Origin of the sequence: Marinobacter caseinilyticus, from assembly GCF_011074955.1 — a bacterium.
Classification (GTDB): Bacteria; Pseudomonadota; Gammaproteobacteria; order Pseudomonadales; family Oleiphilaceae; genus Marinobacter; species Marinobacter caseinilyticus.
In genome coordinates, this window is sequence record NZ_WUQJ01000018.1 from 20,707 (window position 1) to 33,852 (window position 13,146).

Below are 13,146 nucleotides of genomic sequence, written 5' to 3' on the forward strand. Positions count from 1 at the left end.
CTATGCGCTGAGGATCCCGTGATTCTGGGACGGCCAGCGGTCCCGGGGATTTACTCCAGTTCAAAAGTTGCGCTGACACTGACTTGCAGTTCTCGGGGTCCGATCTCCGACACTGCGCCCCCGCCATTTCGCGCCTCGGCCATCATCATCGGTATGGGACGCCCACCACCATTCACATTGAGCGTTTTGACCTCACCACACTGTTGGGCCAGCTCTTGAGCGATGAATTGGCATTGCGCTTTGGCATCGGCAATCGCGGCCGCAAGCGCTTGGCGCTTGAGGTCGGCCTCATCGGAATGGAAAAACTGCTGGCCTCCCAGATGGTATTCCATGCCCAGGTTTTGGGCGGCGGCCAACAAAGGGTTGAGCAGGGACAATTCGGTCACAACGAAACTAACGGATTGGGACGCGACCGCTCGTTGCTGGGGCTCCTCGCTGCGATCGCTCGCCGGCAGCGTGCGGGTATAAAGCGCCAGGCGAGCATCACTGTAGTCGTCAAGCTGCGCCCGGTAGTCCGCAATGGCTTGGTTCCAGGCCACCATTTTGTCGTTCACCTGGCGGCTGGCGCGCTCCGCACTGGTGTCTTCCGACGTTGCGGTGAACTGCAGTCGGGCTCGGTCTGGCGTATACTGAACCGATCCTTCACCGGTCAGACTGACTTCACCGGCGTGTGACAGGCTTGCGACCGAGAGAATCGCGGCGCCAAGACTGGCTCGAACAGTTCCGATCAGAGTGCGGGGCATATGGAGGCTCCATGCTATTACACGATCAACAGGTGAGATTGACGGCCAGGGAGCGGACGATACTTCAGCGTCTGACCGGGTCTGATCCTTACTATGTGACAACCCGGGCCGAACTTAAAGCCTGGGTGGAGCAATACATGGCGGCGATGCCTGACGAGCCTCGCGAAATCAAATTGCTCAAAGCGGTGCTACGGCGTCACTTGCCAGTCTAGGGCCTCGACTGTTTCTTGGTTAGCTTACGGCAGACACTGGTTTTTTCCGGGCATTCGCTGCCTCGACCAGGCAGCCAAACAGTCGCCGATGCAGCGGGTGGTACAGCAGATACTCCGGATGCCACTGAACCCCCATCAACCATTGCCCTTCGGTGTTTTCGATGGCTTGCACAAACTGGTCATTATCCACCGCCACGACTCGCAGATGCCTTCCCAGTTGTTTAATGGCCTGACTGTGAATGCGGTTGGCGCCAATATTTGTGCACATCATAATGCCGCCGAGACGACTGTTTTGAACCACCCTCACGGTTTGCAGCGGCAGTAACAGAGGTCGGTGACGAGTATTGACGCGCAGCGGCGTGACATTCTGACACAGCGAACCGCCCCGATAGATATTGATCACCTGGGCCCCCCGGCAAATGCCCAGAACAGGCAGCGCCAGGCGCTCGGCTTGCGCAAGCAGATCCCAGTCCGTGGCGTCCCGGAGGGGGTCATAGGTCGCCTTGACCTCGGGTTGCTGGCTATACCGCTCGGGATGTACGTGGGTACCGCCGGAGAACACCAGCCCATCCAATTGCGACACATCCACTTTGTCGCCAGGGCGGATATACAGGGTGCGGGCACCCTGGAGCCTCAGCCCCAGGCTGATCAAACGATGGCTCAAACGTCGTTTTGAAGGTCCGCTTATGCCGATAGTCAGATCAGGCAAGACGCTGTCAGACATAGCCCTTGGCCTCAAGCCAGCGGTGACAGCGCTCCGTCCAACTGCTGGTCAGATTGTCGAAGCTTAACTTGCGGCTGTCTCGGAACAACCTGGTCAGCTCATCCAAGTCCGCGGCATGGGTGACCACCTGTTCAAGCACAACCCAGTCATTCCAGACGGTCGAGAAATGCCATTTGGGGTTGTCGATGTCGCAGTCGGGTAATCGGTAATGAAGTGTGGGGCGTGATTTGATGCGGCTGTCCTGTACGTATTTACGAAGCAGCTCGTCGTTCATGTGCGAGAACAGTGGCAGCAAGTCAAGCGCCCGATTTCGGGTGGGATTAGTGTGCAGGTAGTCTTCCATCAACGTTTGTTCATCGGGCTCGTAGCCGTCCGCCAGGAGCGTATCGAGGTAACGGCTGCTCCATGGCTCGATGTAGTTGGTGAACTTGCGGCTGATATCGAGCTGGTGCCGGGATTTCAGCCAATCGTAAAGTGCCGCGAAGGCCCGGAAGTACGCCACCAGCGTGGCCGGTTTGAGGTTCGGCAATTCCGGATTCAACTGCAGGCCAAAGGCGTACACAAGTGCCTCACGGCTGCCCAGTGCGCCGGCCTCGCGAAGCTCGTCACACAGTGATTCAATGGCTTCAAGTTCGGTGAACGGCAGCGGCGGGCTGACAATCTCCAGAGGCACGATTTTTTCCGCTGCCGCGTCGATAATGTCCATGGCGTGGCCGCCCAGCTCCCGAATGGATTCCGGCAGGTTTGAGTCCGTCAGGTCGAGGTCCTTGATGGGGTCTGAATCCAGTTCGATGGTGAAATCGCCCAAATCGGTGTGGATGCTGCTGACGTAGCGAGAGGATTCCTTCGCTTGCCCCGAGAGTAACCGTGCCGCCAGACCGACCAGGTGCTCATAGCTGAGGCCCGAGATTTCAATTTCGACGCCGACGCGTCTCTCCTTGTGTTCGTGCGTCCGAAGTATGTCGGGCATACGACACGTTCCGCTGGAAGCCATCTTTATCTCCTTAAAAAGTAGTCCATTACACTAACATAGCGGGTACAGCCAGCGTCAGCGCTCGGCAATCAGGCGAGCAAACCGTTCAAGCAAGGCGCGGGCGTCTGGCGTGTTTTCAATGCTCTCCAGCAGGTGGGTTGTCGACACGCCTTCATTCTCCAGCGCGGGCGCCAGCTGTCGAATATAGGCGCTCATTACGTCACTGCTGAATTCAGGATGAAACTGGACGCCCCAGGCGTGGGGGCCAACCCGGAAAGCCTGATTGGGTTCGTGTTCCGAATAGGCCAGCCTTGTGGCGCCTTCTGGCAGCGACAGCACTGACTGACGGTGGGTCAGGTGAGCGGCAAAACGAGTGGGAAGGCCCTGGAACAAGGTGTCAGCCTGTGCCGCATCGGTTGTGCGGACCTGGAGGGTGCCGATCTCCCGGCCTGCCGGGTGATAATCCACGAGACCGCCCAGGGCATGTGCCAGCAACTGATGTCCGTAACAGACACCGAGGATCGGGATCTCCAAAGCCAGCGCTGCCTTGATCCAGTTGGCGGTTAATTCGCTCCAGCCTTCACGATCGCTGACCATGGCGGGTGAGCCCGTCAGGACGATGCCGTCACCATGGTGTGGCAAGGCCTCACCGAGGACCGGATTTACCACTGTGAGCGTTACTGACGGGTGAGACAGCGCCGCGATAAACCAGTCCTCAAAATCACCATGATCGGTTTTAATGCCTGGATAGGTTTGCCCGGTCTTAACAATAATCAAATGTTTCATTTTGGCTCCCGCTGAACGGCAAAGAGTGACTCTGCCCGGTAATCATTTGACGCTTGAGCAGCGATTTGCTGGGCGACAGTGGGTCCGATTTGATCAGGATAATACCGCAATAATGCCCCCTCGGATCCGAGAAAGTCGGTGGAGGCGCGCTGTCAAAAACGGCTGAAGTTAATATTAGTATTATAAAACAACAGGGTAGGGCAAAAGATATACGTATTAACTGGTTGTGGGGTCGGCGGCTTTACACTGGATAAAATACTGTATATATTGTCGTTACTGTATATAAAAACAGGGTTAAATTCGATGAAGCTTACGGCACGACAAACTCAGGTATTGGGCATTATCAAGCGTTCTATTGATGAGACCGGTTACCCTCCAACGCGCGCTGAAATTGCGACGGAACTGGGTTTTCGTTCGGCCAATGCCGCCGAAGAACACCTTCGGGCCCTGGCACGAAAAGGCGCGATTGAGATGGTCCCGGGTGCCAGTCGCGGGATACGGCTTCCTGAGACCGAAGCCGATCTTGGGCTGCCGGTGATCGGCCAGGTGGCCGCCGGTAGCCCGATTCTGGCCCAGGAACATATTGAAGATCACTGTACCCTGAAACCGGAATTTTTCTCCCCATCGGCGGACTACCTGCTGCGGGTGCGCGGCATGAGTATGAAAGACGTCGGCATTCTGGACGGGGATTTGCTGGCCGTACATCGCACTCAAGATGTCCAGAATGGCCAGATAGTGGTCGCAAGAGTAGGCGATGAGGTAACCGTAAAGCGGTTCCGTCGTGACGGCCTTAAGGTGTTGTTGATTGCCGAAAACGAAGAGTTTGCACCTATTGAAGTCGATTTAACGGAACAAGACCTGTTTATCGAAGGTTTGGGCGTGGGTGTTATTCGCCGCTCTGACATGCATTGATCAAACGATTAAGACCACCAAAGCATTTTGACGGGCCGTTCAGCGGCGAGCGAGGGTAATCATGGAACAACTCAATTTTCACCAGAACCTGGCCTATACGCCTGCTGTTTCTGAAATGGGTGTTCAGTCGTCCGGGGCGCGCGTGCTTGGCGCCATGTCCGTGGGCTCCAAACCCCAACCCAAGGCCAAGGCCTGGTCTGTTCCACAACCTGAGCCCAATGCCGCGCCTGTCAGCAGCAATGTGACTGAAATCATCTTGCCGCCAGGGCAGGTGGAAAATTTCCAGCTGTTACTGCCCATGCTGACCCAGTTGAATCAGGAGCGCCGTTGGTTGGCGTGGATTGATCCGCCACAGGCGCTGGTCAGCAAATGGCAAACCATGCACGGCATCATCGCCGGAGAGATTCTGGTGTTGCGGTCATCCACCGAGTATTCGGCTCAGGAATTGGCTGAGCGGGCGCTCAGTGCGGGCACATGCCATGCCGTGGTGCTCTGGACCAATAAGCTTGGCCGTGGTTCCCTTGAATCCCTGCAGCGCGCATCGGCTCAGGGTCGCAGTCACGGTGTGGTCCTGAGGCAACGGTAACGCGGTCACTTGGCTAAGTGCGTATCCAGAGACTGAGTTGTCGAGGGTTTGCGGGGGTCAAGAGGCTGGGTTGTTGCCTCTCTCACCGGAATTCTGACAGGCGTTCAGTGGAGTGTGTAAGAGCGCTGGGCGTTGCCGCGTTCGGACTCGTCCTCTTCCCAATCGATGTCATGTCCTGCATTGCCTGCAGCTTCAATTCCCGCCGCAATCATCGCCTTTGCGACCGACAACTCTCGATCTTCCATCATCTCTTTGGCTTCTGTCGAAAATGAAATACGCACCAACGGCGCTGCATCGTCATCAATGCGCCTGAGGGCGTAGTCACCGTCGGTCAGTTGCACAATTTCAAAAAAAGATGCCGACATTTGATAAACCTTTAGTCTGTTGAGCCATTTGACTCAGCTATGAATGGTTGGTCGATACGTAAAAAGGGCATCACCACTCGTCGTGCCGTTCGACCAATGCGCTCACAAACTGCTTCGCAGAGGCCAGGGTGTCCCGTAAAGCTGACACTGAGCGATCTGGTCCCGCTGAGACATTAACTGCAATGATATTGTCTTCGGATATGGTCTTCTGTTTCCCGAGTGGCATGGCCTGAGCCCGCTCAAGCTGGTCGAGATGGTTCCACCAGCTCTGCGGCTGTTGTGCCAGCGTCAGCAACATTGTTGATTCTGGCGCTTCTTTGCCAATCAGCTCCACGATATCGTCCAATGAATACTTATCCGCTGGAGAACACTGATACATCACGGCGATGGTGGACAACAGATGCGTTCTGGCACGCAGTGCAAGTTCAATCGCGCCTTGCAGAGTCGCTTCACTGGTGCCGCGGTCAGAGGCTTTTTCATGAGCCCTGAGCAGTGTTTCCGCCAGATACAATTTTTGAGATGCCAGCGTGGGCCACTCGGAATTCATGGTGCGTCCTGTTGCAAAACAAGCGTTATTCTACCAGATTGGCGCGAAAAATTCGCCGGAAATTGACGGGTATTGGCTTACTTAATTGTTCCTCAAAACAAGCACCTAACAAGAAACTACAAAAATAAAGTTGAGTGTTTTCAATAATTCAGTCAGATAGGCACCCCGTAAATTGACATTCACACGCATCCGGCGGTCGATTTATCGATCGTTTTTTAGCTCGTTGTAAGTGGGTAAAGGTGCTTTCAGGAGGAAGTTTCATGCGCGTTTGCGTTATAGCCGCTCTGGCTGTCCTGCCTTTCGTATTGAATACACATGCGTTGGCTAAAGTCAGTGAGTCCGAAGCGACGAGACTGAGTAAAGATTTGACTCCGGTTGGCGCGACACGCGCAGGCAATGCAGCGGGCACCATTCCGGAATGGAGTGGTGGCCTCGACACACCACCGAAAGGCTGGAAGTCCGGTGAAATTGAAATCAATCCGTTTCCCGCAGATGAGTCGTTATTCGTCATCAATGGCGACAACGTTGGGCTCTACCGCGATAAATTGACAGAGGGTCATTTGGCACTGATTGAACAATACGGGCCGGATTATGTCATGCCGGTTTACCAGACGCGGCGGACCGCCGCTTACCCGGAGCAGGTTTACCAAAAATCACGGGATAACGCGACCAGAGCCGAATTGCTCGAAAATGGCAACGGTGTGACCAACACCACGATGACCAGCCCCTTTCCAATTCCCCAGAACGGTCTCGAGGCTGTTTGGAACCACATTCTCCGTTACCGGGGTGAGCAGGTTTCCTTTCGTTCGGCCTACGCCACTCCGGCGCGTGATGGCTCGTTTAATCCGGTGCTGACCGAATACAACTACTATCTCGGCTACAGTGAGCCGGGCGCCGAGCTCAAGGATATTGATAACAAGATTTTTTACCTGAAGTCACGAATCATGTCGCCGCCGAGCCTGGCGGGTACGGTTACCTTGGTTCATGAAACCCTGGATCAAGTGCGCTCGCCACGGCTCGCCTGGCGTTATGAGTCAGGTTCCCGGCGCCTGCGTCGATCGCCCAATCTGGCCTATGAGACGGACCTGCCGAACAGCTCCTCATTGCGCTCAGTCGACCAGAAAGATATGTACAACGGTGCGCCCAATCAGTACGACTGGAACTTGAAAGGCAAACGTGAGATTTACGTGCCTTACAATTCATACAAGCTGCACCAGCCCGAGGCTTCTGCCGACGATATCGTGCGCCCCCGTCACATTAACCCGGCTCTGGCGCGTTATGAATTGCACCGTGTCTGGGTGGTTGAGGCAACACTGAGAACCGGTTTGCGACACATCTACCGCAAGCGGGTATTTTACATTGATGAGGACAGCTGGCAGATTCTGGTCACCGAAGAGTATGACGGCAAGGGCAACCTGTGGCGGGTGTCTGAAGCCCACAATATTTCTTACTACAGCGTGCCCGTATTCTGGACCACGATCGAAACAACCTATGACCTGAAAGCCGAGCGTTACTACATTGATGGGCTGGATGACGGCCAGGGACCCTACGATTTCTCGCCCGGTTTCCGGTCCAGCGAGTTCACCGCCTCGGCCGCCCGTCGGGAAGCCGGGCGCTGAGTAGCTGACACAGTCAAGCCCCCGCACCGATGTTCGGGCCTGGGGTCTTTGTCGTTTGAGGCATTAGCCATACGGCACGCCAGGTCTATACTTACTGGTAATCTCACGTCCAAACGGGTTCGCTGCTATGACCGATGCGCTTGAGCAACTTGATACGCTGATTGACGATCTTCGTCATGCCATTGTTACCGAAAACTGGGAGACTCTCGCCAGGCTGGATGGCCGGGTTCAAGCCTGCATTGAACCCGTGATGGCAGAGTTTGAGGCCGGTGAGCGAAGTCCATCCGTCGTTCAGGAGCGCTTGCAGCAACTTCAGACGTTGTGCGATGACGCGGAAGCGGGCGCGCGGAAAACCAAAGCGACCATACTTCAGACCTTGAAAGAGGTCACCAGCAACCGCAAGGCGGCACAAACGTATCAGGATGTGTCAGTTCGCCGTCCTAAATAAAGGGTGTCTGGTACTTTGTCACTAAACTGCGTCATAAAATTGACTCTTGCCTCGTAACCGTCTTAAATACCGCTCATAAGAAATTCATGAACTTTGAGTAACAACAACGCAATGTTGTAAGCCTGACTCAGGCGCTCACGGTTGGTGCTGCATCACCCAGACAAAGAGATTCAACCGAATGTCGAACCACAACAGTGTGCTCGTGTTAAGCCGGGATGCGACGCGCAGCCGGGACCTTGAGACGATTCTGGAGTTCATTGGCGAGGACGGGGTTTACGCCAGTAACGGTGCCCGGGAACTGATAACACAGGGTGATGCTGGCGCGCTGGCGTCGTTGTCGGTGGCGATCATTGATGGTGCTGATGACGATGTGAATGACCAGGTAGCGTCGGTGTGTGCCGCTGAAAAAGGGTTGCCGATACTGATGCTGGGCGACCCCGCGTTGAAAGGTTTGCGGGAAGACCAAATATCCCGTGTCATTGCGCGCCTGGACTGGCCGCTGAACTACACCAAATTTATCGATTCGCTGTATCGGGCCCAGGTCTACCGGAGTCAGTTCGCTTTGTCTCACGAGCGTGGACAACAGCGTGGTGTTCAGCTGTTTCGAAGCCTGGTGGGCACGAGTCGCAGCGTGCAACAGGTCCGTCAATTAATGGAACAGGTTGCGGATAAGGACGTCAGTGTTTTGATTACCGGCGAATCCGGTACCGGTAAGGAAGTGGTCGCTCGTAACCTTCATTACCATTCCGCCCGCAGGGACAAGCCGTTTGTCCCGGTTAACTGTGGTGCGATCCCGGCGGAGCTGCTTGAGAGTGAGCTATTTGGGCATGAGAAGGGCGCGTTCACTGGGGCGATTACGGCCCGGGTCGGGCGTTTTGAGTTGGCCGAAGGCGGCACCCTTTTCCTGGATGAAATTGGCGACATGCCGCTGAGCATGCAGGTCAAGATACTTCGGGTGCTGCAGGAGAAAACCTACGAGCGTGTGGGCAGCAACCGGACTCAGAATGCCGATGTGCGAATCATTGCCGCGACCCATAAACATCTCGAAGATATGATCACCACTGGTGACTTCCGGGAAGATCTTTATTACCGGCTCAATGTGTTTCCCATAGAAATGCCGGCCCTGCGTGAACGTATTGAAGACATTCCACTGCTGATCAATGAGCTGATCGCCCGCATGGAAAAGGAAAAGCGTGGCTCCATTCGGCTGAATTCAGCTTGCATTATGAGTCTGTGTCGTCACGATTGGCCGGGTAACGTGCGGGAGTTGGCGAACCTGGTCGAACGTCTGGCGATCATGCATCCCTATGGGGTGATTGGGGTTCAGGAGTTACCAAAAAAATTCCGCTACGTGGATGATCTTGATGAAAACCGGACGGTGGAAGATTTCGGTATGCCGTCCAGCGTGCCCGGGTTGATTGGTCTGGATGCGCCGGCGCTGTTGCCAGTCAATGGCATCGATCTCAAGGACTATCTGGGCAATCTTGAGAAGCAGCTGATTCAGCAGGCGCTGGATGAGGCGGGCGGCGTGGTTGCCCGAGCAGCTGAAAAGCTTCGGATCCGTCGCACAACCCTGGTAGAAAAGGTGCGCAAGTATGGGCTTCGGGAAAGCGAGTCCGAAGACGCCTGATGACCGAGTGGCGGTTGTCAGGGAACCGTCAAATCGTCTGTCTGTCTCTATCATCCCCCTCAATTTACCGGCAGAAAATCGTCGCGTTCCGTATTTCTTATGTCTCTAGCTATTGATTTTAAAAGATAAAAAAATCCTGGCATAGCTTTAGCTTATGCAACCCTGAGATACATCTGAAGGTGGCGGTACAGCGCCGCGACACGGATCAGGGGGCAGTATGAATCAGTTACAGTTCGTTGTGGGATCAGCGTTACGTGGCGCCGAGCGGCCGCTGGATGCCAATGCGGCGGCCGACGTGAACGATAAGGTAACGGCCTTGTTTCCGCAGCAGGAGAGTGGTGAGACTGTGGATACCGCTCTGGAACTGTTCAACCAGATGTCTCGCCAGATTACTGACTCTTATCGCACGTTAGAGTCGCGGGTGAATCAACTGTCCGGAGAATTGACGGAAGAGTCGCGTCAACGTCAGCACGAACTGGAAGAAAAGGAGCGGCTGGCAGACCGGTTGTCAACCTTGCTGGCGGTCATGCCGGCTGGTGTTGTGGTGCTGGACAGCCAGGGTGCTGTCAGCCAGTGCAACCCGGCTGCTGTCAGCCTGCTGGGGGAGCCGTTGGACGGGGAGCGCTGGGTCGATGTGATTCGCCGCTGCTTTGCGCCGCGTCGCGATGATGGCCACGAAGTGTCCCTGAAAGATGGTCGCCGGGTCAGCATTGAAATCCGGTCCATGGATAATGAGCCTGGGCAACTGATCCTGCTGACCGATCTCACCGAAACCCGCCGTCTTCAGGCTCAGCTTTCCCATGCCCAACGCTTGTCGGCGATGGGCAAAATGGTGGCTTCGCTGGCCCATCAAATCCGCACCCCGCTGTCTGCGGCCATGCTTTACGGTGGCCACCTTTGCCAGCCAGAGCTTGAATCCGAACTGCGCCAGCGTTGTGCGACAAAATTGATGTCCCGGCTGACCCATCTGGAGCAGCAAGTCCGTGACATGCTGATCTTTGCGCGCGGTGAAACCCGACTGGCCGAAGAACTGTCCTCGGAAGCGTTGGTCAAGGGCCTGAAAGCGGCGACCGACGGTCTTGGCCTTCAGCAAAATGTCACCCTCTCACTGACCGGACCCGCTGAACAGGTCCATCTGATGTGCAATCGGGATGCGCTGGTCGGAGCGTGTATGAATCTGGTCAATAACGCAGTTGAAGCCGGGGCCGGTGTGGTCGACCTTGCCGTCAGTGTGACCGGCCAGTATCTGGATATTACCGTCAGTGATAATGGGCCAGGAATTGAGCCAGATCAGATGGACCAGATGATGGAAGCGTTCTACACCACCAAGTCCCATGGCACTGGTTTAGGGCTTGCGGTGGTGCAAGCCGTCGCTAAAGCCCACAACGGTGAGTTCACTATGGTGTCGCCACCATCCGGTGGGATCCAGGCACTTATCCGGTTGCCACTCTCTCGTGGTCACCAACTTCACCCAGACACCAGCAGTCGATAAACGGAGACATTCTCATGGCCAGGGCCCAGATTCTCATCGTGGAAGATGATCGTGACCTGCGAGAAGCACTCGTCACGACACTCGAATTGGCAAAATTCAAAGTTCGGGAAGCAGATTGCGCAGAACAGGCGATGGAGCGGCTGGCAGAAGAATCCGTCGACATGGTCGTCAGCGACGTCAATATGCCCGGGATGTCGGGCCATGAGTTGCTGACGGAAGTGCAGCGGCACTACCCGGGGTTACCGATGATGCTGATTACCGCCTATGGGCAGATCAGCCAGGCAGTGTCGGCGATGCAATCGGGCGCTATTGATTACCTGGTCAAGCCGTTTGAGCCCCAGGTGTTGGTTGAGGCCGTCAGCAAGGTGCTGGGTGGCGCCCGTCAGACCCGCAGTGACGAGCCGGTGGCGGAAGACCCCATCAGCAAACGACTCTTCCAATTGGCGCGAAAAGTCGCGACCAGCGACTCGACGGTGATGATTTCGGGCGAAAGCGGAACCGGTAAAGAAGTGCTTGCGAGATACATCCACCAGCAGTCGCCTCGCGCCGACCAACCGTTTGTCGCCATCAATTGCGCGGCCATTCCGGAAAACATGCTTGAAGCCATTCTCTTTGGCCATGAAAAAGGCGCTTTTACCGGTGCTCACGCCTCCTCACCGGGTAAGTTCGAGCAGGCCAATGGCGGAACACTGCTGCTCGATGAGATCTCTGAAATGGATCTGAGCCTGCAGTCGAAACTGCTTCGGGTGCTGCAGGAGCGGGAAGTCGAACGGGTCGGGGGACGGAAAACCATTACCCTGGATGTCCGGGTATTGGCCACCACCAACCGTGATCTGGCGGACTACGTTCGTGAAGGGAAATTCCGCGAAGACCTGTACTATCGGTTGAGTGTGTTCCCGATGCAGTGGCGCCCACTGCGGGAGCGCCCCCTGGATATTTTGCCGTTGGCGAAAGCCTTGTTGCGCCAGCACTGCCACAAGATGAAACTCACCGGTATCGCTTTCGGCCCCGATGCCCGCGAGGCGCTGATGAGTCATGGCTGGCCCGGCAATGTCCGGGAGGTGGACAATGCGCTGCAGCGCGCGCTGGTGCTTCACCAGGGCAACGTGATTCACGCGGCTGACCTGTGCCTGGAGTCCGGCTTGTCGGGCCTGGCGCCCGACGCTGGCGGATTTCGTCAGGTCTCGCCGATGCAGGATATTGCGGACGATGGCGAGTTGGCGTTCGTGGAGCCGTCGGACGAGGACGACGACAACGACCCCTCGTCCCTGGGCAGTGACCTTCGCCAGCGCGAATTCAAAATCATCATCAACACTCTCAAAAACGAGCGGGGCCGGCGTAACAAAGCGGCTGAAAAATTAGGCATTAGCCCGCGGACGCTGCGCTACAAACTGGCTCAGATGCGCGAATTTGGCATCGATCCGGACGCTGAGCTGGCCATGGCGTAACAGCGCCAGCCGGCGTTGGGCGCGCCCTGTCAGTGCCTGGTCCACTTTGATGAACGGTACCCTCGGGTGCCGTTTTTTCGTTTGGCCTGGCGACCTTGACTGGGTCGCGCGTCAATACTCCGGCGTCAGGGCGGTTGCTCGATTAACTTTATTTCATAACATGCTGTATATAAAGAAATAAATATTATTGGCTGGCAATTTGCAGTGTTTGTTCCAGACGATAACGAATGACGGTAATTGTGTCCGGCCAGGTCCGGATGTGCCAAAGGGGGAGTGAGCCATGGTCGAACGTGCCGACATTAACAGTGTGCTGTCCGATATTCGTTCTTTGCGCTCGCAGATGATGCAGAGTCAGCGGGTAGAGCAGGACAATTCGATCCGTGGGCGGGTCGATGGCCCAACCAAAACCAACGAGCCCAATGAAATACCCGGATTCAGCGATATGCTGAAGCAGGCGGTAGGCCAGGTTAATGAAAATCAGCAAACAGCCGGACGCATGGCAACCGCCTACGAGATGGGTGATCCCAACATGGACATCACCCGCGTTATGGTGGCCTCGCAAAAGGCATCCGTGTCCTTTGAAGCGCTGACACAGGTCCGTAACCGGGTCGTCAAAGCGTACGAAGATATTATGAATATGCCGGTTTGATAGCGGAGCAAA

Annotated in this window: 15 protein-coding genes; 9 read left to right on the forward strand and 6 right to left on the reverse strand. The window is 55.8% G+C overall.

All coding sequences use genetic code 11. From position 1 onward, the window contains the following. Positions 1-50: 50 nt before the first annotated feature. Positions 51-743: an SIMPL domain-containing protein gene (locus tag GRX64_RS06835; protein ID WP_166265091.1), complete on the reverse strand. Its 693-nt coding sequence runs from the start codon at positions 741-743 to the stop codon at positions 51-53. Between the two features lie 11 nt (positions 744-754). On the opposite strand from GRX64_RS06835, the gene GRX64_RS06840 reads away from it, so the two are divergent. Next, positions 755-955 carry a hypothetical protein gene (locus GRX64_RS06840; protein WP_166265094.1) on the forward strand — a complete coding sequence of 67 codons (201 nt, stop codon included), beginning with the start codon at positions 755-757 and terminating at the stop codon, positions 953-955. Between the two features lie 19 nt (positions 956-974). Here GRX64_RS06840 and GRX64_RS06845 read toward each other — a convergent pair whose 3' ends face one another. Genes GRX64_RS06845 through GRX64_RS06855 form a run of 3 tightly spaced genes read right to left on the reverse strand, consistent with a single transcriptional unit; the run spans position 975 to position 3,438 of the window. Next, a complete protein-coding gene (locus tag GRX64_RS06845; RefSeq protein ID WP_166265097.1) occupies positions 975-1,679 on the reverse strand; it encodes a gamma-glutamyl-gamma-aminobutyrate hydrolase family protein in 705 nt (234 codons plus the stop codon). After that, positions 1,672-2,673, reverse strand: coding sequence for an amidoligase family protein (locus GRX64_RS06850; protein WP_235937552.1), 1,002 nt, complete (start codon positions 2,671-2,673; stop codon positions 1,672-1,674). The genes GRX64_RS06845 and GRX64_RS06850 overlap by 8 nt, the downstream gene beginning before the upstream one ends. 54 nt (positions 2,674-2,727) lie before the next feature. Beyond that, complete coding sequence (locus GRX64_RS06855) at positions 2,728-3,438, reverse strand: glutamine amidotransferase (RefSeq protein WP_166265100.1); 711 nt, start codon at positions 3,436-3,438, stop codon at positions 2,728-2,730. Positions 3,439-3,741: 303 nt separating this feature from the next. Here GRX64_RS06855 and lexA point away from each other — a divergent pair, with 303 nt between their 5' ends. Together lexA and GRX64_RS06865 are read left to right on the forward strand one after the other, a co-directional pair. Then, the gene (gene lexA / locus GRX64_RS06860; protein WP_166265103.1) at positions 3,742-4,350 is read left to right on the forward strand and encodes a transcriptional repressor LexA; all 609 of its coding nucleotides are present in this window, start codon (positions 3,742-3,744) and stop codon (positions 4,348-4,350) included. A 154-nt stretch (positions 4,351-4,504) separates the two neighbouring features. Next, positions 4,505-4,936, forward strand: a complete 432-nt coding sequence (locus GRX64_RS06865) for a cell division inhibitor SulA (protein WP_427901650.1) — start codon at positions 4,505-4,507, stop codon at positions 4,934-4,936. A gap of 104 nt (positions 4,937-5,040) precedes the next feature. Here GRX64_RS06865 and GRX64_RS06870 read toward each other — a convergent pair whose 3' ends face one another. Beyond that, a complete protein-coding gene (locus GRX64_RS06870) occupies positions 5,041-5,301 on the reverse strand; it encodes a hypothetical protein (RefSeq protein WP_166265109.1) in 261 nt (86 codons plus the stop codon). Positions 5,302-5,371: 70 nt separating this feature from the next. Beyond that, a complete protein-coding gene (locus GRX64_RS06875; RefSeq protein ID WP_166265112.1) occupies positions 5,372-5,848 on the reverse strand; it encodes a DUF6586 family protein in 477 nt (158 codons plus the stop codon). Positions 5,849-6,108: 260 nt separating this feature from the next. Between GRX64_RS06875 and GRX64_RS06880 the strand changes: the two genes are divergently transcribed. The 6 genes from GRX64_RS06880 (at position 6,109) to fliE (ending at position 13,134) form a co-directional block, all read left to right on the forward strand. Next, complete coding sequence (locus tag GRX64_RS06880) at positions 6,109-7,467, forward strand: DUF1329 domain-containing protein (protein ID WP_166265115.1); 1,359 nt, start codon at positions 6,109-6,111, stop codon at positions 7,465-7,467. A 127-nt stretch (positions 7,468-7,594) separates the two neighbouring features. After that, complete coding sequence (locus tag GRX64_RS06885; protein ID WP_166265118.1) at positions 7,595-7,915, forward strand: SOS cell division inhibitor; 321 nt, start codon at positions 7,595-7,597, stop codon at positions 7,913-7,915. Between the two features lie 178 nt (positions 7,916-8,093). Next, positions 8,094-9,545: a sigma-54 dependent transcriptional regulator gene (locus tag GRX64_RS06890; protein WP_166265121.1), complete on the forward strand. Its 1,452-nt coding sequence runs from the start codon at positions 8,094-8,096 to the stop codon at positions 9,543-9,545. A gap of 217 nt (positions 9,546-9,762) precedes the next feature. Next, complete coding sequence (locus GRX64_RS06895) at positions 9,763-11,037, forward strand: sensor histidine kinase (protein WP_166265124.1); 1,275 nt, start codon at positions 9,763-9,765, stop codon at positions 11,035-11,037. Between the two features lie 14 nt (positions 11,038-11,051). Beyond that, positions 11,052-12,485: a sigma-54-dependent transcriptional regulator gene (locus GRX64_RS06900; protein ID WP_166265127.1), complete on the forward strand. Its 1,434-nt coding sequence runs from the start codon at positions 11,052-11,054 to the stop codon at positions 12,483-12,485. A gap of 280 nt (positions 12,486-12,765) precedes the next feature. Next, positions 12,766-13,134: a flagellar hook-basal body complex protein FliE gene (gene fliE / locus GRX64_RS06905; RefSeq protein ID WP_166265130.1), complete on the forward strand. Its 369-nt coding sequence runs from the start codon at positions 12,766-12,768 to the stop codon at positions 13,132-13,134. The last annotated feature ends 12 nt before the right edge of the window (positions 13,135-13,146 follow it).